We start from the raw sequence: 23,277 nt of genomic DNA on the forward strand, positions 1-23,277 counted from the left end.
TCAGGCCTCCGCCCGGATCCGCCGGGCTTCATCGAGCGTCATGGCGGTGTGGTTGAGCCAGGCCGGATCCTCGAACGGATAGTCGGTGCGGAAATGACCGCCCCGGCTCTCGGTGCGCTTGAGCGCTGCGGCGGCGACCATGGTGGCCGAGGTCGTCATGTTGAGATAGGAGCGCGTGACCTTTTCGGAGGTCTCCTCGAGTTCGAGGATGCGGCGCAGCGCTTCGCGGAGGCCCTCTGCATCACGCTCGACGCCGACGAGGTCGGTCATCACGTGGCGCAGGTCCTGCACCGCCTTGAGGTTGCGCAGGTTCTCCTCGAACTGCTGGCCCTTGGTCTCGTCCCAGGCAATGCCGTCGAAGGGCAGCAGCATGCGCTGTGGCGGCTCAAGCCCGCCGACGTCCTCGGCGATGCGCGCGGCATAGACCGTGGCTTCGAGCAGCGAATTGGAGGCCAGGCGATTGGCGCCGTGCAGGCCCGTGCACGAGGCTTCCCCGCACGCCCAGAGGCCGGCAAGGCTGGTGCGTCCGCGCGTATCCACCTTGACTCCGCCCATATGGTAATGGGCGGCCGGCGTCACCGGAATGGGCTGGGTGACGGGATCGATGCCGGCATCGCGGCAATATTGGGTCACCGTCGGGAACGCATCGACGATGCGTTCACCCAGGGCCTGGCGCGTATCGAGGAAGACCTTATGGCCGGCCTTGATCTGGCGGAAATTGGCGCGAGCGACGATGTCGCGCGGGGCCAGTTCGGCATCGGGGTGGATGGCGGGCATGAAGCGCTCGCCCAGCTCGTTGACGAGGATGGCGCCTTCCCCGCGCAAAGCCTCGGTAGCCAGCGGCGCCGGGTCTGCGCCGGTGGCGATGGCGGTGGGATGGAACTGGACGAATTCGGCATCGCCGATCACGGCGCCGGCGCGGGCGGCCATGCCCATGGCGTGGCCGCGCACGCCCGAAGGATTGGTGGTGACGGCGAAGAGGCCGCCCAGGCCGCCTGCGGCGAGCACGGTGGCGCGGGCGCGGATGAAGACGGGCTCGATATACTTGTCGCCCAGCTTGCGGCAGAAGACGCCGACCACGCGCCCATCGGCACGGGCGAGATCGACGGCAGTGATGCCTTCGACGATGCGGATCGAGGGGGTGCGGCGCACCTCGTCGATGATGGCGGCCATGATGGCGGCGCCGGCGCGGTCGCCCTGTACCTTGACGATGCGGTTGGCCGAATGGGCCGCTTCCCGCCCGAGGAGGAAATTACCGAGCTGGTCGCGATCGAAGGGCGTGCCCCAGCGGGCGAGGTCATCGATGCGGGCGGCGGCTTCCGCCGCCACCGATTCGGCCACGCGCTCATCGACAATGCCTGCTCCGGCCTTTTCCGTATCGAGTGCGTGGATATGCGGACTGTCGTTGGGGCCGAGCGCCGCCGCAACGCCGCCCTGGGCCCAGGCGGAGGAGGCGCCGCTTCCCAGCGGTTTGGGGGAGAGCACCGTCACCGGCAGTGGCGCGAGCTTCAGGGCGCAGAAAAGGCCGGCAAGGCCTGCGCCGACAATCAGCACGCCATCGGCATTGAGGGTGTTGTCGTAGATGGACATGGGCTCCTCCCTTGGGGTCTGGAGAGGTAGCAAGACCGGAGCGCCGCGACCAGCCCGCGCAGTGATAGGGGATGGCAATATTGGCCATCTGGATATTTGCGCAGAAAACCGGAAGATACTTACGCAATTGCTGCGGAGTGCCCCGCTTGCCAATCCTGGTGTTCAAGCTGGACGATACCGACATCCACCTGCTCGAGCGGCAGGATGTGATTCGGGTGAAGCGGACCGATGCGCCCGGGATCGCTCGCGCGATCGACGAAGCGGTGGCGCTGGCTGCCGAGACTGCCGATGGCACGGTCTATTGCGGGATGGCGACGCTCGAAGCGCTGGCCGGGCCGGGCCTGGCTGCGGACGAGCTGGTGGTGCAGCTCCGCAATGTGCGGCTTTATCCCAATGGCGAGGTCTGTCCCGCGTTTCCGGCAGACGCGCGCATCCAGTGGGTTGCGGGTGAGCAGGAGGGACTGGGAGAGGCAGCGCAGGACGAGTTCGTGCGGGCACCGACCCAGCATGAACTGTTCGACATCAGCCGCCTGGTGCTCCGGCGCTATCACGAGACCTGCGCCGTGAGCGGTACGGCGATCCCGGTGGGAGAGCTTGGCTCGGTACCCACCGTCATCCGGCCCGATCCGCCGGGCGGTGGATTGTCGATCACCAATTTCATCGCGCTCTGGGGCCCGCTGGGCAGCGCGTTCGGTGCCGGGCATTTCACGATCGGCACCAGCTACGAACTCATCGTCAATGTCGACCGGATCGATCCCCGGATGGCGGTGCATCTTCTGCCCGGGCTGAAGCTGCGGCTGCCCGACCAGGAGGAGGATTGGCCATCGCAGGAGCACCTAGCGTATCATCGCAGGTTCGTGTTTCGGGGGTAAAGTGAGGAAAGCTCAAGAGCGTGGATGCGAACTCTAGTGCTCGCTGCTCTCTTCAGTGCTCGCTTAGCTAACTTCCCGCCTCACCCACCGCACTTCCCCGGCCGGAGAGCCGGGGCCCACGGATTTCTCCACTCGAGTGGAGCGGTGCAGTGGGGCCCGGACCAAGTCCGGGGAGGTAACGGATGTGGGGTAAGAGTGAGTAATTATGGGGGAGTGGTGTAGATGAGGGCTTCCCCTACCGCCCCGTCTCCCGCTTCGCTGCCGACCGTCGGATCACCTCATTGCGCAGAAACGCCAGGTCCTCCGGCGCCAACCGCCCGATTTCCTTCTGCAGCCGGTTGGTGAGCTCGGTCGCCTCCGGCGGCAGGCCGCCGGTATCGATGGTGACCTTGGGGTCCGAGAGTTCGGCCAGACGCTGCAATTCCTCGGCTTCGTCCCAGATCACGTTGAAATAGGCGATGATGCGCTGGAGCAGGTACCAAGTGGGCTTGCCGCGGCGGCCGTGTTCAAGGGCGGAGAGGTAGGCGCTCGAGACGTTGAGGGCCTTGGCCATTTCCTTGAGCGTCACGCCGCGCTCCTCGCGCAGCGCCCTGAGCTTGGCGCCTAGGGGCGTCATGGCACGAACCTCTTGAGACGGACATAGAAGGCGCCTTCGCCGCCATGCCCCTGTGCGGACGGGCCCCAGCCCGAAACCAGCGGCGCCAGGTCCGGCTCGTTGAGCCAGAGGGGGAGCATGGAGCGCAGCACGCCGCGTTCGACGATCACCGTGGCGGTTTCGTCGGTCTTCTTAAGGCCCTTGCCGGTGATGACCAGCACCGTACGGTCGCCGCGATTGACGCGGGCATTGATGAAGCGGACCAGGGCCGCCCGAGCCTCGAGCTGGCGCATGCCGTGGAGGTCGATCGTGCCGTCGATCTCCATCTGGCCGCGCATCAGCTTGCGGCGCAGCTTCGGCTCGATTGGCCGTTCGACCTTGGGCGTGCGGCGCGTGTGGATGGCCGGACGCTGCGGCGCCGGAGACGTGGCGCTGCCGACGGTCCAGTCGCGCGGCAATTGCGCGCTGGGGGGCTCGGCGGGAGGCAGGGGCAACGGCTCACCGGCCGGCTCGGGCGCGATTTCGCGCTCCGGCCGCAACGGGACGATGGTACGCTTGACCTCGGTCCACAAGTGCCAGTCCCTGAGCGGAGGGCCGCTTTTGCCACGCTTGGCCATTCCGGCACCCGGCAGGACGAAGAGCACTTAGGCGAGCTGGTTGGTGGCCACCAGCTTCCAGTTGGGGTCGCGCGACTTCGGATTGCGCGCAAAGGTCCATTCGTCGGCGATGGACTGGACCTGGTCGGCATTGCCCTCGACGAGCTGGCCATCCTTGTCGCGGGTGGCCGACACCACTTCGGCATTGAAGCGTACGGTGACCTGGGCGGCGCGCTTGTCGAGCTCGGCTTCCGAAATCTCGACCTTGGGCAGGCCCACAAAGGTGAAATCGATCTTCTGGCCCGAGGCCTCGCGTGCGGAGATGGCCGAGGCGAAGCCGTCGAACACGTCCTTGTCGAGGAGGTTCTTGAGCGTCTGGCGGTCGCCCTGGGCGAACGCGGTCACGATCATCTCATAGGCGGACTTGGCGCCTTCCATGAAGGTCTTCGGGCCGAAGGACGGATCGGCATCGGCGATGGCGCGCAGGCCGGTGGCCACGCTCTCGTCACCATGCGAGAACTGCTCGATCTCGGCGGCGAGCTTGCGGGTGCGGCGTTCGTCGTCAACCGGCGCAGCCTCGACGGGGCGCGGACGCATCTGGACGACCGAGCCGTCATCATTCTTGCCGGCCTTGGCGATCTCGGCCTGCTTCTGGCGATCGATGGGGGAGCGTTCATTGCCCGTACGCGTACCCAGGACAGAGCGCAGGCGGAACAGAATCACGATCGCCAGACCGATGACGATAAGGGTGGGCAGATCGAAGAACTCGTCCATTGGGCACTAACCTGGGTTTTCGTGGGCGAAGGATCGCATATAGCAGGATCGCTCCTATATATAGGGAAAGCTTTACCCTGAAACCAGTTCACGAATGGGCGAGAATTTATCGAGCCTTTCGTGGACGGCTCCAAGAGGAAACCGGCCATGCGTGCCATCCTGATGCTCATGCTCATGACCCCCCTGATCGAGATCGCGACCTTTATCCGGGTCGGCGAGTTGATCGGGCTATGGCCGACATTGCTCGGCGTCGTCGTCAGTGCGGTCGTGGGTATCCTCGTGATCCAGAGCCAGGGCCTGGCTCTGGCCACGCAATTGCGCGCCGCCATGAGCCGCGGCGAGGTGCCGGCGCAGACCGTTGCCGATGCGATGATGGTTTTCGTCGCCGGCGTGCTGCTCGTGGTTCCGGGCTATTTCACCGACGTTCTGGGCCTCCTGCTCCTCATCCCGCCGGTGCGCACCTTGCTCTACAACCATATGAAAGCGCGCACGACCGTGGTGGCGAGCGTCCACACTTCACCCGGCCGCCAGGAAGGGCCGCGGGTCATCGAACTGGACGACGACAATTACCGCGAACGCTGAGCGTTATTGCGTGAACCTTGTCCCTCATTGGCAAAAGTGGTAGCCAGCCTGCCAAATTCTTTTCTCCAAGGGACGACAAGACCATGGCCGACGAGACTCCGGCAGCACCAAATACGGCTAACCAGCCCTCCTTCCAGCTCATCGGCCAGTACATCAAGGATCTGTCCTTCGAGAATCCGGGCGCTCCGGGCTCGATCATGGCCGGTACCGGTACGCCGACCTTCAACGTCTCGATCAATGTCGGGGTCAAGAAGCAGAACGAAGAGGTCTATGCCGTCGAGATCAAGCTCGATGCCAAGGCCGAGCGCGAGACGAACCTGCTGTTCAACGTGGAACTCGTCTATGGCGGCGTCTTCCGCATCAAGAACATCCCGGAGGCCCAGCTCGCGCCGCTGCTGATGGTGGAAGCCCCGCGCCTCATCTTCCCGTTCGCGCGCCAGGTCCTGGCCAGCGTGACCCAGCAGGGCGGCTTCCCGCCGCTGATGATGGAGCCGGTCGATTTCAACGCCATCTACCTGCAGAACCTGCGCAACCTCCAGGCCCAGCAGGCTACGGCCAACCAGCCGAACTGATTTTCGCCCGCAGTGCGAAGAACTTGCTCCTCTCCGGCATCCCGGGGAGGAGTTTTTGTTTTGGGGTGGTTTTCCAGTTGAGCACGCAACTTCCCCCACCACCTTACTTCCCCGGGCGAAGACCCGGGGCCCACGGATGGCTCCACTCGCGTTGGCCGGGGCAATGGGCCCCGGCTCTGCGGCCGGGGAAGTCCTGTGGTTGGGGTGAAAAGTGGTGGTGAAGGGGTATCTGGCGCGCAGCCTACGCCGTCCCGCGAACCTCGAACCGATCTCCCACCGGCTCCGTCCAGGCCCCAATATCCACCGCGCGCACCATCGCCGAATAGGGCCCCGTCCAGCACGCCTGCAGCATGTCGTCCACGACCGCTGCCTCACCGGAAAAAACCGCTTCCACGCTGCCGTCGCGGCGGTTACGGACCCAGCCGGAGAGGTTGCGCAGCACCGCTTCGCGTTCCGTCCAGGCGCGGTAGCCGACGCCTTGGACCAATCCGGAAATGGTGACGTGGACCGTTTTCATTACATCACTGCGCCAACCTGCCAGGGAACGAATTCGTTGTCGCCATAACCGAGCTCTTCCGATTTGGTTCGCTCGCCCGAGGCGACGCGCAGGATCATACCGAAGATTTCGGCGCCTTTCCGGTCGACATCGGCCAGGCCCTCGGCGATGTCGCCGCAATTGATGTCCATGTCTTCGCCCATGCGGCGATAGAGGTCGGAATTGGTGGCGAGCTTGATCGAGGGCACGGGCTTGCAGCCATAGGCCGAGCCGCGCCCGGTGGTGAAGGCAAGCACATTGGCGCCGCCCGCCACCTGGCCGGTGGCTGAAACCGGATCGAAGCCGGGCGTATCCATGAAGACGAAGCCCTTTTCCGTCACCGGCTCGGCATATTCGTAGACGGCGGTGAGCGGGGTCGAGCCGCCCTTGGCGGCGGCGCCCAGGGATTTTTCGAGGATGGTGGTCAATCCGCCCAGCTTGTTGCCGGGGGACGGGTTGTTGTTCATCTCGCCGCGGTTACGGGCGGTATAATCCTCCCACCAATGGATGCGCTCGATGAGCTTTTCGCCCACTTCGCGGCTGACAGCGCGGCGGGTGAGGAGGTGCTCGGCGCCATAGATTTCAGGGGTTTCCGAAAGGATGGCGGTGCCGCCCTGCTTGACCAGCAGGTCTGCCGCCACGCCCAGCGCCGGGTTGGCCGTGATGCCGGAATAGCCGTCCGAGCCACCGCATTGAAGCGCCAGCGTGAGTTCGGATGCCGGCACCGTCTCGCGCCGGGCGCGGGCCGCGATGGGCAGCATGTCCTTGATGCGCTCGACGCCCCAATCCACCATCTTGCGGGTGCCGCCGATCTCCTGGATCGTCATGGTCTGGAACGTCTCGTCCTCGACGATGCCATAGGCTTCCTTCATCCGCCCGATCTGGAAGGCCTCGCAGCCCAGGCCCACCAGCAGCACGCCGCCCAGATTGGGGTTGGAGGCGTAGCCCCACTGCGTGCGGCGCAGAATGTGGTAGCCCTCGCCATCCAGGTCCATGGCGCAGCCGGTGCCGTGGACGAAGGGGATGACGCCGTCGATTTCCGGGTAATCGTCGAGCAGTCCCGAGCGCGAAATCTCCTGCGCCATGAACTTGGCGACGGTGGCCGAGCAGTTCACCGACGTGAGGATGCCAATATAGTTGCGGGTGCCGACCTTGCCGTTGGCGCGGCGATAGCCCTGGAAGGTGGCGCGCTGCGCCTCGGGCACCATGTCGGGGGCTATCACGCCTTCGGAAAAGGCATAGTCATGGGCCAGCGAGCCATCGGCGCCGCCCATGCCGCAATTGTGCTCGTGCACCCATTCGCCAGCCGGGATGTCCTTGCTGGCAAAGCCGATGATCTGGCCGAACTTGACTACGGCCGAGCCGGTAGAAATGGCGCGGGTGGCGAATTTGTGGCCCTTGGGCACGCGCTTGAGGGTCGTGACCCCCTGCGGGGTCATGGTACCGACGTCGAGGTTGCTCAGCGCGACGGCGACATTGTCGGCGGCGTTGAGCACGAGCGTGGCGGCTTGCGGGCGGGACATGGTTTCGGTCATGGCGGAGGTTCTGGCTTGCTGCTCTGGGGGCATCCGCGCGATGGACAGCGCGATGCGATCTAACTAACATGTTAGCATGAAGAGCGAAGCGAGTCCCTATCAATTTCTGGAGCGGCCGGCCAGCCTGGCGCGCGGCACCGTCACCACGGACGTGACCAATATCCTGCGCGACGCCATCGTTTCGCTGGCGCTGCGACCGGGCGAGGTACTGGACAAGAACGCCATCTGCGACCAGCTCGATGTCTCGCGCTTTCCGGTTTCCGAGGCGTTTTCGCGGCTGCAGGGCGAGGGGCTGGTCGATATCCTGCCGCAGCGCGGCTCCATCGTTTCGTTGGTGCGGATCGCGGACGTGCGTGAATACATGCTGATCCGCAAGGCGCTGGAAAGCGAGGCGGTGCGGGCGCTGGTCGGGCGGCACGACGACGGCCTCATCGCCGACCTGCGCCGAAACCTTGCCGCCCAGCGCGCTGCCGTCGAGATCGACGACCGCTCGGGCTTTCACGCGCGCGACCTCGAATTCCACGACATGCTGTTCGATGCCATGCGCTTCGCCAAGGTGCGTGTCATCATCGAGAGTGCGCGGGCCAATCTCGACCGGGCGCGCCGGCTCATCATCACGCCGCGCCGGCTGGCGCTCTCGCTCGAAGAACACCAGCAGGTGTTCGAGGCGATCGTTGCCGGCGATACCGGCAAGGCCGTCGCTGCGATGCGCGGTCATATCGATTCCGTCATGGCCGAACTGCTCGTCTTCGCGCGGCAGCGGCCGGATATCTTTGCGGATGGCGATGTCCTTTCGGACGAAGAGGACGCCTTTCCGTTCGGCTAGAATTCTGGGTTTTGAGGGAGAGAACATGCTCAAGGGTATTCCGCCGGTGCTGGGGCCGGATCTGCTGCACATCCTGCGCGCCATGGGGCACGGGGACGAAATCGCCATCGTCGATGCCAATTATCCGGCCGAGGCGGCGGGGCCGGCAGTGGTCCGCCTCGACGGCCATAGCGCTACCGACATCCTAGAGGCCATCCTCACGCTCATGCCGCTCGACGATTTCGTCGAGGATGCCGCGTTCGGCATGGAGGTTGTCGGCGATCCACACAAGCGCATGCCGGTGATGGAGGAGTTCGACGCGATCATCGGCCGATACGAACCGGGCATGAAGCTCAAGCTCGTCGAGCGGTTCGCCTTCTACGAAAAGGTGCACGACGCCTTCGCCATCGTGCAGACCGGCGAGCGCCGGCTCTACGGCAACGTGCTGCTCAAGAAGGGCATCATTCGTCCCAACGCCTAGGCGCGCTTGCCGCAACTTTCCTTCTCCCCTTGTGGGAGAAGGTGGCGCGCAGCGCGCGATAGGGGTTTCCCGGCCCGCCGGTAGCCTCCCTTGGGCCAACTTGACATTCCCCGAGGTCTGCTTACCTTACCTAGCATGACGACACTACGCTTCATCATTGCAGCGACCCTCTACCGGGAACACCCGGTCGCAGGATTCCAGCCCTAGGCCCCCAAACGCGACCTGAGCGCCCGCGGGGCTTAGGGGGAACTCGTCACATCTACACTCATTGAAGTGTTGCACCCCGGTCAGCGCATTGGCGCGCCGGGAAGGCGCTCATCCAACAAATCAAATCCATCCGGCCGTCGCGGGGATTTTCCGCCGACGCTGGAGCCGCATAGAAAGAGAATGCAATGGCACCTTTGAATACTTACGACCTCAAGCCAGCTTTGGTTCTGAGCGAAACCGACCACAAGCAGCTGACCGTCCTGGCGCTGGCCGGGCTCAATACGAGCTCGGATGCCGCCGACGACCTGCTTTACGAAATCGAACGCGCCCGCGTCGTGCCGGAGACCGAATTCCCGGCCGAAGTCGTGCGCATGGGGACGACCGTCACCTACCGGCCCGACAATGGCACCGAGCGTAGCGTGACGCTGGTCTATCCGGCCGATGCCGATATTTCGGCGGGCAAGATCTCCGTCCTCACGCCCATCGGCACGGCCCTTATCGGGCTGGCGCAGGGGCAATCGATCACCTGGGTCGCTCGCGATGCCAAGAAGCATGCGCTGACCGTCCTTTCCGTCAAGCAACCGTCCTAAGGGGGGTGAATTGGCCATTGTCCTTACTGCCAAGGACTTTTCCTTCCTCGAGCAGATGCTGCACGCCGGTGGCGGCAGCGACCAGGCCCACGGCCTGATCCGCAAGAAGCTCGATGAGGCGCGCATCGTCTTTGGTACGGACATCGATCCGGAAGTCGTCACGCTCAACAGCCGCGTGCGCTATCGCATCAACGGCAACGCACCGGAGGAGCGTACGCTCGTGGCCGAACCCGGCCATGAAGTGCGCGGCATGACCCTGCAACTGGGCACGCTGCGTGGCGTCGCCATGCTCGGCATGGCGGCCGGCGAAGCCGTCATGGTGCCGCGTCGCGACGGAACTGTGGAAACGCTCGTGGTCGAGGCGGTGCTCTACCAGCCCGAAGCCGAGCGCAACCCCGACCCGATCGCCGAGATCATCTCGGACGCCATGCCGCCCAAGGCTCCGGCAAGCGCGGTAACGCTGCTGAGCGAATACCGCCTGCGCCGGCGGGCAGTGGGAGTGGATGGCGGGGATGACCCCGGCCCCGGGCCGAGCGCGGCTTAGCGGCGACCGGCAGCGAGATCGCGCCACATCCCCTCTCCCCTTGAGGGAGAGGGTGCCCGAAGGGCGGGTGAGGGGTTTTCGCCGGCATCGCCGACCCCTCATCCGACGGCTCCGCCGCCACCTTCTCCCTCAAGGGGAGAAGGGAAGTGGGGGCACGATCGTGGTTGACCGCAATCCACCAAACCCACCGAACCCACCCCAACCACTGCACTTCCCCGGACTTGATCCGGGGCCTATTGCACCCGTCCGCTCGAGTGGAGCTATCCGCGGACCCCGGCTCTGCGGCGGGGGAAGTTCCGTGGTGGGGCTAGATTGGGTCCAAAGGGGTGAGCGCAGCACCTACGCCAAGCTACCCCCGCAACATCCCCCGCAACGCCGCCACGTCCTCCCCGATCGCAGCCCGCGTCTTCTCCTGCATGGCGCGATAGCGCCGCAACACTTCCTGCCCCGCCGGCGTCAGCCGCGCGCCGCCCTGTTCGCTGCCGCCGCGGGAGGTTTCCACCAGCAGGCCAAATCCCTCGTTGAGGGCTTTCACCAGATCCCAGGCGCGCTTGTAGCTCATGCCCATGCGCTTGCCGGCGGCAGAGATCGAGCCGGTTTCGGCGATGAATTCGAGGAGGTCCGCCCGGCCGGGGCCGATATAGGCGTTTTCGCTCAGCGTCACGCGCAGATGCGAGAGGCCGTCGGGCGGGACGCCGTCCATGTCAGGGGCGCGGCTTGAGCGCCGCCGCTTCGCGTGCCAGCGCTTCGATGCGCTTGAAATCGCCTGCGGCGATGGCGTCCTGCGGCATGATCCAGGAGCCGCCCACGCAGATGACGTTGGGCAGGGCCAGGTAGGTCCTGGCCTTTTCGACATCGATGCCGCCGGTGGGGCAGAAGGTGATGTCGGGCAGGGGCGAGGCGAAGGCCTTGAGCACCGGCGCTCCGCCCATGGCTTCGGCCGGGAAGAATTTCAGGAACGAGTAACCACGTTCGGAAGCCGTCATGGCCTCGGTCGGGGTGCCGATGCCGGGTAGGAGCGGAATGCCGATCTCGTCGGCGGCGTCGAGCACGCGCGGGGAGGCGCCGGGCGAAACCATGAACTGGCAGCCGGCATGGACGGATTGCTCCATCTGGAGCGGGCTGCGTACCGTGCCCGAACCGACGATGGCGCCGGGAACCTTGGCCATTTCGGCAATAACGCGCAGGGCGTTGGGCGTGCGCAGCGTGACTTCGAGCACCGGCAGTCCGCCGGCCACCAGCGCTTCGGCCAGCGGGCGGGCCGCATCCACGTCGTCCAGGATGATCACCGGGATGACCGGGGCAAGCGAAAGAACGGAGCGAAGGGCGGGAGCGTCTTGGGGCATCGCGATAGGTCCGGGATCGGGCAAAACGAATTTGCCGCTCAATAGCATGCCTTCATTGAAACGGGCGAGAAATATACCTACGTTCCGCACGCGATTTGCGCCGGTGGAGGGCACCCGGATGGTACAGTTGATTAACGCCATGACCCCGCTCGAGGAGGCTCGCGCCATCCTCGCGGAGAACTTCGACCTCAAGTTCTCCAAGGCCGTGGAAACTGAGACCGCGCCGATATTCGAGCGCGTGCGCGACCGCATTCCCGAAATCGAATGGCCCTTCTTCGCGCCGCTGATCCACCAGATCAACCGGCTCAAGACGGAAAAGGACGCGGTGATCCTGGCGCATAACTACCAGACGCCGCAGATCTATTACGGGGTCGCCGACATCGTCGGGGACAGCCTGCAGCTAGCCGTCGAAGCGACGAAGGTCACGCAGTCGACCATCGTGCAGTGCGGCGTGCACTTCATGGCCGAGACCTCGAAAATCCTCAATCCGAGCAAGCGCGTGCTGATTCCCGATAGCCGCGCCGGCTGCTCGCTCGCCTCCTCGATCACCGCCGAGGACGTGATGGCGATGCGCGCGCAATATCCGGGCGTGCCGGTGGTGACCTATGTCAACACCTCCGCTGCCGTGAAGGCGGTGACCGATGTGTGCTGCACGTCGTCCAACGCGCTCGATATCGTCAATCGTGTCGAGGGCGACACGGTCATCATGATCCCGGACCAGTACCTGGCCCAGAACACCGCCCGCAAGACGCACAAGAAGATCATCACCTGGGCCGGCGCCTGCGAGGTGCACGAGACCTTTACCGCCGAGGACATCGCGGAGCTGCGCGCCGCCTATCCCAGCGCCAAGATCATCGCGCATCCGGAATGCCCGCCCGAGGTCATCGATGCAGTGGATTATGCCGGCTCGACCGCCGGGATGATCGACTGGGTCAAGACGCAGAAGCCGCCGCGCGTGGTGATGGTCACGGAATGCTCGATGAGTGACAACGTTGCCGCCGAGAACCCCAATGTCGATTTCCTGCGCGGTTGCAACATCTGCCCGCACATGAAGCGGATCAACCTCGAGAACATCCTCTGGTCGCTGCATACGGGCACCGAGGAAGTGACGGTGGATCCCGCGATCATCGAGCCGGCCCGCATGGCCGTGCAGCGGATGATCGACATGTCGCGCAAGGGCGATTGATAGCGCGATCCTCCCTCTCCTCTTGAGGGAGGGGGTGCCCGAAGGGCGGGTGAGGGGTTTTGGCCGGCATCGCTGACCCCTCATCCGACGGCTTCGCCGCCACCTTCTCCCACAAGGGGAGAAGGGAAGTGGGGGCACGATCGTGGCTGGGCGCAACTTACTGAACCTACCTCCACCACCGAACCAACCCCCACCACCGAACCTATCCCCACCACGGCACTTCCCCGGCCGCAGAGCCGGGGCCCACGGATGTCTCCACTCGAGTGACGGGGTGCAATAGGCCCCGGATCAAGTCCGGGGAAGTAAGGTGGTGGGGCAGTACGCGCTTGCCCTAAAGTCGCAACAACTCCACGAAGCGCTTGAGCACCTTGTCCAGCCCCTTGCGCTCCTTCTTGCCCAGCTCGCCGAGCAGCGCGTTTTCGAGCTCTTCCCAGTTTCCCGCCAGCACCGCCTTGATGCGCTCGCCACGCTCCGTAAGCGCGAGACCGGCCTCCAGTTCGGGCCCAACGGCCTGCCGCGAGACCAGTTCGCGGTCGATGAGCCGCGCGATGCGGCGTTCCAGTGCTTCCTCGGAGGCGCCCAGTTCAACCGAGAGCTGTTGCTCGGTCACCCCGGCGCGGCCGAGGATGAAGAGCACGGCATCGTCGCCAGGCTCCAGACCCCGCTCGACGAGCGGCATCAGCAGCGCCTTGTGGGCGAGCTGGCCTGCCTCGATCAGCCGGTAAAGGGTTGAGCGGGAACTGGGTTTGGACATGGGCGGGAAAATAGTCCGAACTCCACGATGCTGTCGAACGATAGCCAATCCTACCGTTAATCGTCTGCCGTCCAATAGCCGTTGTTGTTCGCTCAAAGCGAATAAGCTATGCGTTTTGTGAGCAGCATGAGCAACGGAGCTTGGCAACCTTGACCCAGGATCTCGCCCGTATCCGCGCCTTCGTGCAGGTCTTCGATGCCGGCGGCTTTTCGGCCGCGGCCCGCCAGCACGGGCGCTCCAAGGCGCTGCTCTCCAAATATGTGACCGATCTCGAGGATTATCTCGGCGTGCGGCTGATGAACCGTACGACGCGAAAGCTCTCGCTGACCGAGGCGGGCGAGGCCTATTACCGCGAGGCCAGCCAGCTTCTCCAGCAGCTCGACGATCTCGACGCCTCGATCTCCGAGCAGACCACCGAGCCGCGCGGGCTCCTGCGGGTTTCGGCGCCGCGCAATTTCGGCGAATCGACGCTGGCGCCGGCCATCTTCGCCTTCCTCGTCGATCATCCCGCGGTGACGCTCGATCTGCGGCTCGAGGATCGCTATGTCGATCTCGTCGATGAAGGGATCGACGTGGCGCTGCGCATCTCGACCCTTACCGATTCCTCGCTCATCGCCCGCAAGATCGCCGACATGAAGGTGATGGTGGTGGCTTCGCCCAACCTCATCCGCAAGGTCGGCGTGCCCAAGGACCCCGAAGCCCTGCGGGCACTGCCCTGCATCGTGGATATCAACCTCCAGGGCCAGGCCAATTGGCGGTTCGTCGAGGATGGGCGCACGGTTTCGGTGCATGTGACGGGGCCGGTGCGGTGCAATTCCCCGCTCGTGGCGCGGCAGGCAGCGATCGCCGGCCTTGGCTTTGCCATGTTGCCGTCGTACCTCGCCGAACCGGCGATCGAGGAGGGGAAGCTCGCGGCGGTGCTCGCCGACCGCGTTCCGACGGGGCAGACCTTGCAGGCAGTCTATCCGCACCGGCGGCACCTGGCCGGCAAGGTGCGCGCGCTCATCGATCACCTGGTCAAGTGGTTCGAAATCCACCCCGTCCGCTGACGGGGCGGCGTGGAGGTTATCCTGTTCCTGCGCTCAGTCTTCCTGGCCGCCCTCGCTCTGGCGGCTAGCACCGTAACGGCCCTTGCCCATCCGCACATCTTCATCGATGCGAAGGCGAGCGTCGTATTCGATGCCGATGGGGCGGTGAGCGCCATCCACAATACCTGGACGTTCGACGAGGCGTTTTCGGCCTGGTCGGTGCAGGGGCTCGACACCAACAATGATGGCCAGCTTTCCGAAGACGAGCTGACCGACCTCACCCACGAAAACATGAAGGGGCTCTCGGAATACGAGTTCTATACCTTTGCCGGGGAGGGCGATCTCAACCTGCGCTTCTCCGAGCTACCGGGCGCCCGCATCACCTATGACGGCAAGCAGACGACGCTCGATTTCTCGATCCGTCCCGACCAGCCCTATCGCATCAAGGACACGCTCGAACTCGCCGTCGCCGACCCCGAATATTACGTCGCCATAACCTTCGCGGATGCCAGCCGGGTGACGCTCGAAAATGCGCCGGCCGGGTGCGGCGTGACGATGGATCCGCCCAAGGAGATGGACCCGGCGCTGGCCGACGAGCTCTATGCGCTCCCTGCCGACGTCACCAAGCTGCCGCCCGAACTCGAAAAGGCGGTGCGCGGCGTGCAAGGCGCCATTCTCGTCCATTGCAATGCTACCGGCGCGTCGGCGGCTCCCGCCGCCCCGCAGACGGCGCTGGAGGCCGTGACGCAGGTGGCGCAGGTCAAGCCCGCGCCCTTCGGCGGTCCGCCCTCCGAAAGCAATTACCTGCCGCAGGTCGGCGTCTTCAAATGGCTGGCCGATGCCCAGCGCGCCTTCTACGCCATGCTGACCTCCTCGCTCGGGCGCCTCAAGACCGACAATACGGCCTTCCTCGTCCTTGGCGGCCTGAGCTTCCTCTACGGCATCATCCATGCCGCCGGCCCGGGACACGGCAAGGTGGTGATCGGCTCCTATCTCCTCGCCAACGAATCCCAGGTCCGCCGCGGCATTGCGCTGAGTTTTGCTTCGGCCATGCTGCAATCGGTGGTGGCGGTAGCCTTCATCCTCATCGCGGTGCTCGGCCTGCGCATGACATCACTGGCCATGAGCGATGCCGCCAACTGGATCGTCATCGCCTCCTACGCGCTCATCATGCTGTTGGGCGCCTGGCTCATAGCGCGCAAGCTCCTGGGCTGGGGGCACGGCCATCACCATCACCATCACGCCCATGACCTTGCCGCCAAGGCGCACGAGCACTTGCATGAGGGCGAGGCCGGGCACGAGCATCATGATCATCACCATCACCACGACGATGAGCACGAGCACGGCCATCACGAGCATTTCGTGACGCCCGATCAGCTCCGCGGCGGCTGGCGCGAGCAGCTTGGCGTGGTGCTGGCGGTAGGCATCCGCCCGTGCTCGGGGGCGCTGGTCGTGCTGGTTTTCGCGCTGAGCCAGGGATTGCTGGCCGCCGGGATATTCTCGGTGTTCCTCATGGGCATCGGTACGGCCATCACAGTGGCGATCCTGGCGACGCTCGCGGTGACCGCCAAGGACGTCGCGCGCCGGCTCCTGGCCTCGCGCGGCGGCGTCGGTGGCAATGTGTTCTGGTGGCTGGAACTTCTCGGCGCCGTAGCGGTCTTTGCCTTCGGCGCCGTGCTGCTGGTCGCCAGCTTCTACTAGCCAAGATCGTGCCCATCGCCCTCTCCCCTTGAGGGAGAGGGTGCCCGGAGGGCGGGTGAGGGGTTCTTGCCAGCATCGCCGACCCCTCATCCGACGGCTTCGCAGCCACCTTCTCCCTCAAGGGGAGAAGGGCAGGGGCTTACTTCCCGATCCGCTCGATCAGCGCCATCGCGGCGGCAGGGTTGCGCTCCTTGAAGCCGCTGATCACGTAGAGATAGACGTCCCGATCGGCCGTCTTCGCCTTGTCCGGCGAGCCATATTCCAGCCCATCGGGGCTGCCGCCGGCTGCCCATTCCCGGGCGCGCTCGGCCCAGGCATCGAGCGCCGCCGGTGAGTACCCCAGCTCCTCGTTCTCGCTCGTCCCCATGATGCGCACATAGACGAAGGGCGCGGTCACGTCGGCGATCTGCGGATAGTCGCTGTCGGCATCGAGGATTACCCCAACATTGTATTCGCGCGCCATGGCGATGAATTCGGGCACGCGGAAGCTCGGGTGGCGCACTTCGACGGCATGCTGGAGCGTGCGGCCTTCATGCGTCTTGGGCAGCAGCTTGAGGAAGGCTTCGAAATCCTCGGGGTCGAATTTCTTGGTGCCGGCCATCTGCCAGTTGATGGGGCCGAGCTTGTCCTTGAGCATGAGGATGCCGCTCGAAATGAAGCGCTCCACCGATTCACCGGCCTCGGCCAGCACGCGCCGGTTGGTCGAATAGCGCGTGCCCTTGAGCGTGAAGACGAAGTCGTCGGGCGTCTCGTCGTGCCACTTGGCGAAGCTTTCCGGCTTCTGCGAGCCGTAGAAGGTGCCGTTGATCTCGATCGAGCTCAGCTTGCCGCCCGCATATTCGAGCTCGCGCTTCTGCGTCAGGCCTTCGGGGTAGAAGGTGCCGCGCCAGGGTTCGTAGGTCCAGCCGCCGACACCGATGCGAATCTTGCCCGCCATTTTGCGCCTCCTCGTTGTGCCTGAAGAGGTTAGCCGAGTTCGGCCCGATACGCAGCCCGCTTTTGCCGCGATTGCGTGGCGGGCGCGGCAATGCTTAGCTCCTCCCATGGCGCAACTCACCACCTATCGCGGCAAGCGCGATTTTTCGCGAACTCCCGAGCCCGAAGGGCGCGTCGATGGCGGGGAGGGCAACCGCTTCGTCGTGCACAAGCACGGCGCGACCTCGCTGCACTACGACCTGCGGCTCGAAATGGATGGCGTCCTCAAGAGCTGGGCCGTGCCCAAGGGGCCTTCGCTCAATCCGGACGACAAGCGGCTCGCCATCCAGACCGAGGACCATCCGCTCGACTATATCGACTTCGAGGGCGTGATCCCGGAAGGCGAATATGGCGGCGGGCCGATGATCGTCTGGGATGCCGGCACCTGGGCGCCGATGGGCGATCTCGAGGAGAGTTTCCGGAGCGGCGATTTCAAGTTTCGTCTCGCGGGTGAAAAGCTCAAGGGCGGCTGGATGCTCAAGCGCCTCAAGCCCAAGCCGGGAGAGGACAAGGTCAACTGGCTCTTCTTCAAGGAGCACGATCCGGCCGCCTCCACGACCGAGAACATCCTCGAAAGCCGGCCGGAAAGCGTCAAGTCGGGCCTCACCATCGAGCAATTGCAGCCGGCTCCGCAAAAGCCGCGCAAGCCGGTCAAGCTTGAGCCGGGCAAGCTCAAGGGCGCGCGCGAAATGCCGATGCCCGACAAGATCCAGCCCCAGCTCGCCACCGCCACGGCGGATCCGCCGCCCATTCCGGGCGACAGGACGCCCTGGCTGCACGAGATCAAGTTCGATGGTTACCGCACCATTGCCTTCATCGAGGACCGGCAGGCACGTCTCATCACCCGCTCGGGGCTGGACTGGAGCGATCGCTACAAGCGCCTCACCAATACCTTCGCGCAGGTGCCGTGCCGGCAGGCGATCATCGATGGCGAGGTCGTGGTGGTCGACAACCAGGGCGTCACCACTTTCGCCGCGCTCCAAGATGCGCTGGCCGAAAGCCGCAGCCACGACCTCACCTTCTTTGCCTTCGATCTCCTCTATCTGGACGGCTACGACCTGCAGAACGTGGCGCTGCGCGACCGCAAGGACTTGCTGCGCGATCTCCTTGCGCCCATCGTCAGCAGCAAGTCGGCCATCCAGTACAGCGACCATGTCGAGGGCGAGGGCAGCGATCTGCTCGGGCTTGTCACCGAAAAGCACCTCGAAGGCATCGTCTCCAAGCGAGCCGATGCCCGCTACGAGCAGACCCGCTCGACGACCTGGCTCAAGACCAAGGCGCGTCGCGCCGAGGATTTCGTCATTGTCGGCTATACGCGCTCGGAAGCTGCGGGCGGGCTGGGCGCGCTGGGGCTCGGCGAATGGGTCGATGGCACGCTCGAATATCGCGGCAAGGTCGGCACGGGCTTCGATGCCCCCACGCTCGACCTCCTGCTGTCGCGCCTGCAACCGATCGAACTCGAACGCGCGCCGCTGCCGCGGGCGCCCAAGGAGCTGGTCTATGTCGAGCCGGTCTATTCGGCGCGTATCCACTATGCCAACCGCACCAATGACGGCAGCCTGCGGCACGCGGTCTACAAGGGCCTCATCGAGCCCGAGCGCCCCACCAACCGGCCCGAGCGCAGGCGGCTGATCTCGGATGCCGACCTCGCCTCCGTCTCGATCACCAATCCGACGCGGCGCCTCTTCGGCGATGATGGCCCGACCAAGCTCGACCTCGCCGTCTATTACGGCCTCGTCGGCGATTTCATGCTGCCCCATCTTTTCGGTCGGCCCGTGACGCTGGTGCGCAGTCCTTCAGGCAAGGCCGATGACATCTTCTACCAGCGGCACCCGTTCTCGGGCATGCCCAAATCCGTGGGCGTCTTCGACGCCGTCAACTCGGACAGCGAGGCGCGGCAATATCTGAGCGTGGAGGACCCCAAGGGCTATCTCGCGCTCGCCCAGTTCGGCGTCATCGAGTTCCACACCTGGGGCTGCCATCACGCCGATCTCGAAAGGCCCGACCGTATCGTGTTCGATCTCGATCCGGGCGAGGGCATCACCTGGCGCAACATCGTTGCCGGGGCGCGGCGCGTACGCGGGGCGCTGGAGGGCATCGGGCTCAATGCCTTCGTCAAGACCTCGGGCGGCAAGGGGCTGCATGTCGTCGTGCCGATCAAGCCGCATCATGACTGGAAGGCGATCCACAAGGCGACCGGCGCCATGGCCCAGGCGATCGCGGCGGGAGACCGCGATACCTTCATCGCCAATATGAGCCGGGAGAAGCGCAAGAACCGCATCTTCATCGACTTTCACCGCAATGCGCGCGGCGCCACGGCCGCTGCACCCTATAGCCTGCGTGCCCGCCCGGGATTGCCGGCTTCAACTCCCCTTAACTGGAACCAGCTGGAGTCCATCGACGCCCCGGAAGATTTGAATTATTCTTCTTTGCCTCAAATCCTCAACAGTTCCGGGGATCCCTGGGCCGAAATCGATGAATACGCGTCCGATCTGCAAGCGGTCGGTCCTTAGCCAGTTCTTTGTGTATCGCGTAGGAGACAAGTATGGCGCCGCGTTCTTCCTGGAAGGGATATCTCAAGCTTTCGCTCGTCACCTGCCCGGTGCGCCTCTATCCGGCGACCAGCACGAGCGAGCGCATCACCTTCAACCAGCTCCACAAGGATACGCATAACCGGATCAACATGAAGCCGGTCGATCCTGAGCTCGGGCTCGTCGAGCGCTCGGACCTGGTCAAGGGCTACCAGTACGAGGAAAACCAGTACGTCATCATCGACGACAAGGACCTCGAAGCGGTCAAGATCGAGTCCAGCCACACCATGAACATCGAGGCGTTCGTGGATGAGGACAGCGTCGATGTCGTCTATCTCGATGCGCCCTATTACCTCGCGCCCGATGGGGCGATGGCCGAGGAAACCTTCATCGTCCTGCGCGAAGCGCTGCGCCAGTCGGGCAAGCTCGCCATCGCGCGTCTCGTGCTCTCCAGCCGCGAGCGCGTCATCACCATTTCCGCGCGCGACAAGGGCATGTTCGTCTCCGTGCTGCGCAATCCGAGCGAAGTGCGCGCCACTGCCGAATATTTCAAGGACATCCCGGATTCCGCGGCCGACCCGGAAATGCTGGCGCTCGCCCTGCAGCTGGTCAAGCAGAAGGAAACCGAGTTCGACGCGTCCGACTATGAAGACCGGTACGAGACGGCCCTGATGTCGATGATCAGGGAGAAGCTCAAGGGTCACAAGCCGATCATCGCCGAGGCGCCCGAGCGCGGCAACGTCATCAATCTCATGGATGCCCTCAAGGCCAGCCTCTCGCAGAGCAAGCCGCCCGCCGAGAGCAAGCCCAAGGAAGAGGCTGCCGCCACCAAGACGCGCAGCAAGGCCGCTGCCGCCAAGGCGGAGCCGGTCGCCAAGCCCGCAGCCAAGAAGAAAGCCTGACGCCGCATGGTCTTTGAAGGCGCTACCTTCGGCATCCTCGGGGCCCCGCTGGCCTTTCCGAGGCGGCTTGCGGTGCGCGAGGTCGAGCGGCGCGGCGGCATCGTCCGGCGCGGCCTGACCCGGCAGACGACCCATGTGCTTTTCGGGCGCAGGCTGCTCGGTCGCACCGACGCCGAGATCGAGGCGCTTTACGATGCAGCCGCGGCTTCGGGCGCCGAGCTCATGAGCGAAGCCGGCTTCCGCCGACGGCTCGGGGCGCTGCGCAAGGAGCAGGATGCGCAGCTTTCGCGCCAGTCGATCATCGAGCAGTCGCGACTGGATCCGCGCGCCTTCGACCTCCTCGTCCTGTTCGATGCCTACGAGCACAGTGCCGAGCCCTTTTCCTTCCGCGACCTGATCCTTGCCAGGAAATATGCCAGCCTCCTGCAATCGGGCGCCGGATGGGGCGCGATTGCGCGCTCCGTGCATCTGGCCGGCAAGGTCTCCTCGCTCACCGCCGTCTCGCTCCATGCCGAGGACGAGGACACGATCTATCGGCGCGAGGGCGAGCATCTGGCCAAGCTCGACGGCCAGCGCTTCTTCGCGCTCGAGGACGCCGAGGACGACGCCGACGAATTGTTCGAGTTCGCCGAAGCGGCCGAACATCAGGGCGAATTCGCCCGGGCGGCGACGCTCTATTCGCAATATCTCTCGATGGAGCCGGCCGATTCCGTCGCCGCCTTCAACCGTGCCAACGTGCTGCGCAAGGCGGGGGAGGCCGAGGAGGCCACCCATTCCTATGCGCTGGCCATCAAGCTCGATCCCAAATTCGTCGAGGCCTGGTTCAACCTGGGCTCGCTGTGGAAGGATCGCGGGCAGGCGAACCTTGCCCGCCAGCACCTCCAGCGCGCCATCGAGATCGACCCGGATTATGCCGACCCGATCTACAACCTCGCCGCCCTGGCCTTCGAACAGGAGGACTTGGCCGAGGCCCGCGCGCTCTGGTCGCGCTATGTGGCGATGGACCCGGATTCCCTCTGGGGCAAGCGGGCGGCGCGCGGCATCTTCCTCATTGACATGACGCTTTCGGCCGAAGGCAAGATCGCATGACCGAATTCCTCTTCGATGGGCCGGAAGACGCCCCGGTGACGATCCTTCTTGCCCACGGCGCCGGCGCGCCGATGGATTCGGGCTCGATGAACGCCGCCGCTGCCGCGCTGGCTGCGGCAGGCCTGCGCGTCGCGCGCTTCGAATTCGGCTACATGGCCAGCCGCCGCACGCCGGCCGGCTCCAGGCCGCCGCCGAAGGCCGAGCTGGTCATGCCCGAATACGAGGCGGCCATTGTCGCGCTCGGCGCCCGGACGCCGCTCGTCATCGGCGGCAAGTCGATGGGTGGGCGCGTGGCCTCAATGATTGCCGACAAGATGCTGGCCGAGGGCAGGATCGCCGGGCTCCTCTGTCTCGGCTATCCCTTCCACCCGCCGGGCAAGCCCGAACAGCTGCGAACCAGGCACCTCGTCGGCCTCAAGACCCCGGCCCTCATAGTCCAGGGGACGCGCGATCAGTTCGGTACGCGCGAGGAGGTCGAGACTTATGAGCTCTCGCCCGCCATCCGCATCCTCTGGCTCGAAGACGGCGACCACGATCTAAAGCCGCGCAAGACGCTCTCCGGCTTTTCGGCCGATGACCACATGAAGACCATGGCGCAAGCGGTCGCCGATTGGTCCAAAACCCTCGCGGGCGCATGAAGGTCGCGACCTTCAATATCAACAACGTCAACCGGCGCCTGCCGAACCTTCTCGCCTGGCTCGATGCCGCCCGACCCGATGTCGTCTGCCTCCAGGAACTCAAGGCCTCGCAGGCCGAGTTCCCGGTCGCGGCCATAAACGAAGCCGGATATGGCGCCGTCTGGAAGGGACAGAAGACGTGGAACGGCGTCGCCATTCTCGCGCGTGGCGCCGACCCCATCCAGACGCGCAGTGAATTGCCGGGCGATCCCGAGGACAAGCAGGCACGCTATATCGAAGCCGCCGTCAACGGCGTGCTCATCACCTCGCTCTACCTTCCCAACGGCAACCCGCAGCCGGGGCCGAAATTCGACTACAAGCTCGCCTGGTTCGAGCGCCTGCTGGCGCTTGCCGCCGAGCTTTACGCCTCCGGCCTGCCCGTGGTGCTGGCGGGCGACTACAACGTGGTGCCGACCGATTTCGACATCTACCCCACCAAGTCCTGGGACGATGACGCGCTGCTCCAGCCCGAAAGCCGGGCGGCCTATCAGCGCCTCCTCGACCAGGGCTGGCTCGATTCCATCCGCAGCCTCCATCCCGACGAGCGCGTCTATACTTTCTGGGACTACATGCGGAACCGCTGGCCGCGCGATGCCGGCCTGCGCCTCGATCACCTGCTGCTGAGCGAGCCGCTCAAGCCCAAACTGGTCGCAGCGGGCGTCGACCGCGAGGTGCGCGGCCTCGAAAACGCCAGCGACCACGCGCCGGCCTGGATCGAACTGGAACCTTGACACTTGCAAATCGTTTGCAACAAGCTATCTTGCAAATGATTTGCAACTGCGGTTAGTCTGCCGACGCGTCCAAGGAAGT

25 protein-coding genes are annotated in these 23,277 nt (G+C 65.0%); 15 read left to right on the forward strand and 10 right to left on the reverse strand.

Annotation, left to right across the window (positions count from 1 at the left end; all coding sequences use genetic code 11):
- Positions 1-1,590: an L-aspartate oxidase gene (locus tag JNE37_RS11590; protein ID WP_203062847.1), complete on the reverse strand. Its 1,590-nt coding sequence runs from the start codon at positions 1,588-1,590 to the stop codon at positions 1-3.
- Between the two features lie 146 nt (positions 1,591-1,736).
- Here JNE37_RS11590 and JNE37_RS11595 point away from each other — a divergent pair, with 146 nt between their 5' ends.
- A complete protein-coding gene (locus JNE37_RS11595) occupies positions 1,737-2,462 on the forward strand; it encodes a hypothetical protein (protein WP_203062849.1) in 726 nt (241 codons plus the stop codon).
- Positions 2,463-2,697: 235 nt separating this feature from the next.
- Here JNE37_RS11595 and JNE37_RS11600 read toward each other — a convergent pair whose 3' ends face one another.
- From JNE37_RS11600 to JNE37_RS11610, 3 genes are read right to left on the reverse strand one after another with little or no spacing between them, the layout of a single operon-like run.
- On the reverse strand, positions 2,698-3,078 hold the full coding sequence (locus JNE37_RS11600) for a helix-turn-helix domain-containing protein (protein WP_035030835.1): 381 nt from the start codon (positions 3,076-3,078) through the stop codon (positions 2,698-2,700).
- Positions 3,075-3,674, reverse strand: a complete 600-nt coding sequence (locus JNE37_RS11605; protein WP_203062858.1) for a Smr/MutS family protein — start codon at positions 3,672-3,674, stop codon at positions 3,075-3,077. Before JNE37_RS11605 ends, JNE37_RS11600 begins: the two co-directional genes overlap by 4 nt.
- Before the next feature lie 27 nt (positions 3,675-3,701).
- A complete protein-coding gene (locus JNE37_RS11610) occupies positions 3,702-4,427 on the reverse strand; it encodes a Tim44/TimA family putative adaptor protein (RefSeq protein ID WP_035030841.1) in 726 nt (241 codons plus the stop codon).
- Between the two features lie 147 nt (positions 4,428-4,574).
- Here JNE37_RS11610 and JNE37_RS11615 point away from each other — a divergent pair, with 147 nt between their 5' ends.
- Positions 4,575-5,009, forward strand: coding sequence for an FxsA family protein (locus tag JNE37_RS11615; RefSeq protein WP_052015095.1), 435 nt, complete (start codon positions 4,575-4,577; stop codon positions 5,007-5,009).
- A gap of 83 nt (positions 5,010-5,092) precedes the next feature.
- Positions 5,093-5,581 (forward strand): protein-export chaperone SecB, encoded by a 489-nt coding sequence (gene secB, locus JNE37_RS11620; RefSeq protein WP_203062860.1) that lies wholly within the window; start codon positions 5,093-5,095, stop codon positions 5,579-5,581.
- Positions 5,582-5,822: 241 nt separating this feature from the next.
- Here the strand turns inward: secB and JNE37_RS11625 are convergent, their stop codons facing one another.
- Together JNE37_RS11625 and JNE37_RS11630 are read right to left on the reverse strand one after the other, a co-directional pair.
- Entirely contained in the window at positions 5,823-6,098 is a 276-nt protein-coding gene (locus JNE37_RS11625) for an acylphosphatase (protein WP_035030847.1), read from the reverse strand.
- Positions 6,098-7,651 carry a UxaA family hydrolase gene (locus JNE37_RS11630; protein WP_246513218.1) on the reverse strand — a complete coding sequence of 518 codons (1,554 nt, stop codon included), beginning with the start codon at positions 7,649-7,651 and terminating at the stop codon, positions 6,098-6,100. Before JNE37_RS11630 ends, JNE37_RS11625 begins: the two co-directional genes overlap by 1 nt.
- 76 nt (positions 7,652-7,727) lie before the next feature.
- On the opposite strand from JNE37_RS11630, the gene JNE37_RS11635 reads away from it, so the two are divergent.
- The 4 genes from JNE37_RS11635 to JNE37_RS11650 all read left to right on the forward strand — a co-directional run bounded on the left by JNE37_RS11635 (position 7,728) and on the right by JNE37_RS11650 (position 10,278).
- Positions 7,728-8,477: a GntR family transcriptional regulator gene (locus JNE37_RS11635; protein ID WP_203062862.1), complete on the forward strand. Its 750-nt coding sequence runs from the start codon at positions 7,728-7,730 to the stop codon at positions 8,475-8,477.
- 25 nt (positions 8,478-8,502) lie between these two features.
- Positions 8,503-8,937, forward strand: coding sequence for an RbsD/FucU family protein (locus JNE37_RS11640; RefSeq protein WP_203062864.1), 435 nt, complete (start codon positions 8,503-8,505; stop codon positions 8,935-8,937).
- 392 nt (positions 8,938-9,329) lie between these two features.
- On the forward strand, positions 9,330-9,734 hold the full coding sequence (gene rnk / locus JNE37_RS11645) for a nucleoside diphosphate kinase regulator (RefSeq protein WP_035030855.1): 405 nt from the start codon (positions 9,330-9,332) through the stop codon (positions 9,732-9,734).
- A gap of 10 nt (positions 9,735-9,744) precedes the next feature.
- On the forward strand, positions 9,745-10,278 hold the full coding sequence (locus JNE37_RS11650) for a GreA/GreB family elongation factor (RefSeq protein ID WP_203062866.1): 534 nt from the start codon (positions 9,745-9,747) through the stop codon (positions 10,276-10,278).
- Between the two features lie 349 nt (positions 10,279-10,627).
- On the opposite strand, the gene JNE37_RS11655 is transcribed toward JNE37_RS11650, so the two are convergent.
- A complete protein-coding gene (locus JNE37_RS11655; RefSeq protein WP_203062868.1) occupies positions 10,628-10,981 on the reverse strand; it encodes a winged helix-turn-helix domain-containing protein in 354 nt (117 codons plus the stop codon).
- A gap of 1 nt (position 10,982) precedes the next feature.
- A complete protein-coding gene (gene eda, locus JNE37_RS11660; protein WP_203062870.1) occupies positions 10,983-11,624 on the reverse strand; it encodes a bifunctional 4-hydroxy-2-oxoglutarate aldolase/2-dehydro-3-deoxy-phosphogluconate aldolase in 642 nt (213 codons plus the stop codon).
- Positions 11,625-11,742: 118 nt separating this feature from the next.
- On the opposite strand from eda, the gene nadA reads away from it, so the two are divergent.
- Positions 11,743-12,810 carry a quinolinate synthase NadA gene (gene nadA / locus JNE37_RS11665; protein ID WP_203062872.1) on the forward strand — a complete coding sequence of 356 codons (1,068 nt, stop codon included), beginning with the start codon at positions 11,743-11,745 and terminating at the stop codon, positions 12,808-12,810.
- A 331-nt stretch (positions 12,811-13,141) separates the two neighbouring features.
- On the opposite strand, the gene JNE37_RS11670 is transcribed toward nadA, so the two are convergent.
- On the reverse strand, positions 13,142-13,564 hold the full coding sequence (locus tag JNE37_RS11670) for a hypothetical protein (protein WP_203062874.1): 423 nt from the start codon (positions 13,562-13,564) through the stop codon (positions 13,142-13,144).
- Between the two features lie 140 nt (positions 13,565-13,704).
- Here JNE37_RS11670 and JNE37_RS11675 point away from each other — a divergent pair, with 140 nt between their 5' ends.
- Positions 13,705-14,613 (forward strand): LysR family transcriptional regulator, encoded by a 909-nt coding sequence (locus JNE37_RS11675; RefSeq protein WP_343073221.1) that lies wholly within the window; start codon positions 13,705-13,707, stop codon positions 14,611-14,613.
- Positions 14,614-14,622: 9 nt separating this feature from the next.
- On the forward strand, positions 14,623-16,293 hold the full coding sequence (locus tag JNE37_RS11680; protein WP_203062875.1) for a HoxN/HupN/NixA family nickel/cobalt transporter: 1,671 nt from the start codon (positions 14,623-14,625) through the stop codon (positions 16,291-16,293).
- A 139-nt stretch (positions 16,294-16,432) separates the two neighbouring features.
- Here JNE37_RS11680 and JNE37_RS11685 read toward each other — a convergent pair whose 3' ends face one another.
- Positions 16,433-17,230: a DUF72 domain-containing protein gene (locus JNE37_RS11685; RefSeq protein ID WP_203062877.1), complete on the reverse strand. Its 798-nt coding sequence runs from the start codon at positions 17,228-17,230 to the stop codon at positions 16,433-16,435.
- Positions 17,231-17,336: 106 nt separating this feature from the next.
- Between JNE37_RS11685 and ligD the strand changes: the two genes are divergently transcribed.
- From ligD to xth, 5 genes are read left to right on the forward strand one after another with little or no spacing between them, the layout of a single operon-like run.
- Positions 17,337-19,781, forward strand: a complete 2,445-nt coding sequence (ligD, locus tag JNE37_RS11690; protein ID WP_203062879.1) for a DNA ligase D — start codon at positions 17,337-17,339, stop codon at positions 19,779-19,781.
- A 32-nt stretch (positions 19,782-19,813) separates the two neighbouring features.
- The gene (ku, locus tag JNE37_RS11695) at positions 19,814-20,701 is read left to right on the forward strand and encodes a non-homologous end joining protein Ku (RefSeq protein ID WP_035035492.1); all 888 of its coding nucleotides are present in this window, start codon (positions 19,814-19,816) and stop codon (positions 20,699-20,701) included.
- Between the two features lie 6 nt (positions 20,702-20,707).
- On the forward strand, positions 20,708-21,790 hold the full coding sequence (locus tag JNE37_RS11700; RefSeq protein ID WP_203062880.1) for a tetratricopeptide repeat protein: 1,083 nt from the start codon (positions 20,708-20,710) through the stop codon (positions 21,788-21,790).
- Positions 21,787-22,428, forward strand: a complete 642-nt coding sequence (locus JNE37_RS11705; protein ID WP_203062882.1) for an alpha/beta hydrolase family protein — start codon at positions 21,787-21,789, stop codon at positions 22,426-22,428. The genes JNE37_RS11700 and JNE37_RS11705 overlap by 4 nt, the downstream gene beginning before the upstream one ends.
- Positions 22,425-23,198 carry an exodeoxyribonuclease III gene (gene xth / locus JNE37_RS11710; protein ID WP_203062884.1) on the forward strand — a complete coding sequence of 258 codons (774 nt, stop codon included), beginning with the start codon at positions 22,425-22,427 and terminating at the stop codon, positions 23,196-23,198. Before JNE37_RS11705 ends, xth begins: the two co-directional genes overlap by 4 nt.
- Positions 23,199-23,277: the final 79 nt, after the last annotated feature.

Origin of the sequence: Paradevosia shaoguanensis, assembly GCF_016801025.1 — a bacterium.
Lineage (GTDB): Bacteria > Pseudomonadota > Alphaproteobacteria > Rhizobiales > Devosiaceae > Paradevosia > Paradevosia shaoguanensis.

Coding starts and splice junctions, on each gene's coding strand:
- ligD (WP_203062879.1), top strand. CDS start 17,337: ATGGCGCAACTCACCACCTATCGCGGCAAGCGCGATTTTTCGCGAACT.
- JNE37_RS11655 (WP_203062868.1), bottom strand. CDS start 10,981: ATGGACGGCGTCCCGCCCGACGGCCTCTCGCATCTGCGCGTGACGCTG.
- ku (WP_035035492.1), top strand. CDS start 19,814: ATGGCGCCGCGTTCTTCCTGGAAGGGATATCTCAAGCTTTCGCTCGTC.
- JNE37_RS11635 (WP_203062862.1), top strand. CDS start 7,728: ATGAAGAGCGAAGCGAGTCCCTATCAATTTCTGGAGCGGCCGGCCAGC.
- JNE37_RS11630 (WP_246513218.1), bottom strand. CDS start 7,651: ATGACCGAAACCATGTCCCGCCCGCAAGCCGCCACGCTCGTGCTCAAC.
- JNE37_RS11610 (WP_035030841.1), bottom strand. CDS start 4,427: ATGGACGAGTTCTTCGATCTGCCCACCCTTATCGTCATCGGTCTGGCG.
- rnk (WP_035030855.1), top strand. CDS start 9,330: ATGGCACCTTTGAATACTTACGACCTCAAGCCAGCTTTGGTTCTGAGC.
- eda (WP_203062870.1), bottom strand. CDS start 11,624: ATGCCCCAAGACGCTCCCGCCCTTCGCTCCGTTCTTTCGCTTGCCCCG.
- JNE37_RS11670 (WP_203062874.1), bottom strand. CDS start 13,564: ATGTCCAAACCCAGTTCCCGCTCAACCCTTTACCGGCTGATCGAGGCA.
- nadA (WP_203062872.1), top strand. CDS start 11,743: ATGGTACAGTTGATTAACGCCATGACCCCGCTCGAGGAGGCTCGCGCC.
- JNE37_RS11705 (WP_203062882.1), top strand. CDS start 21,787: ATGACCGAATTCCTCTTCGATGGGCCGGAAGACGCCCCGGTGACGATC.
- JNE37_RS11640 (WP_203062864.1), top strand. CDS start 8,503: ATGCTCAAGGGTATTCCGCCGGTGCTGGGGCCGGATCTGCTGCACATC.
- JNE37_RS11685 (WP_203062877.1), bottom strand. CDS start 17,230: ATGGCGGGCAAGATTCGCATCGGTGTCGGCGGCTGGACCTACGAACCC.
- JNE37_RS11625 (WP_035030847.1), bottom strand. CDS start 6,098: ATGAAAACGGTCCACGTCACCATTTCCGGATTGGTCCAAGGCGTCGGC.
- JNE37_RS11600 (WP_035030835.1), bottom strand. CDS start 3,078: ATGACGCCCCTAGGCGCCAAGCTCAGGGCGCTGCGCGAGGAGCGCGGC.
- secB (WP_203062860.1), top strand. CDS start 5,093: ATGGCCGACGAGACTCCGGCAGCACCAAATACGGCTAACCAGCCCTCC.
- JNE37_RS11700 (WP_203062880.1), top strand. CDS start 20,708: ATGGTCTTTGAAGGCGCTACCTTCGGCATCCTCGGGGCCCCGCTGGCC.
- JNE37_RS11605 (WP_203062858.1), bottom strand. CDS start 3,674: ATGGCCAAGCGTGGCAAAAGCGGCCCTCCGCTCAGGGACTGGCACTTG.
- JNE37_RS11590 (WP_203062847.1), bottom strand. CDS start 1,590: ATGTCCATCTACGACAACACCCTCAATGCCGATGGCGTGCTGATTGTC.
- xth (WP_203062884.1), top strand. CDS start 22,425: ATGAAGGTCGCGACCTTCAATATCAACAACGTCAACCGGCGCCTGCCG.
- JNE37_RS11615 (WP_052015095.1), top strand. CDS start 4,575: ATGCGTGCCATCCTGATGCTCATGCTCATGACCCCCCTGATCGAGATC.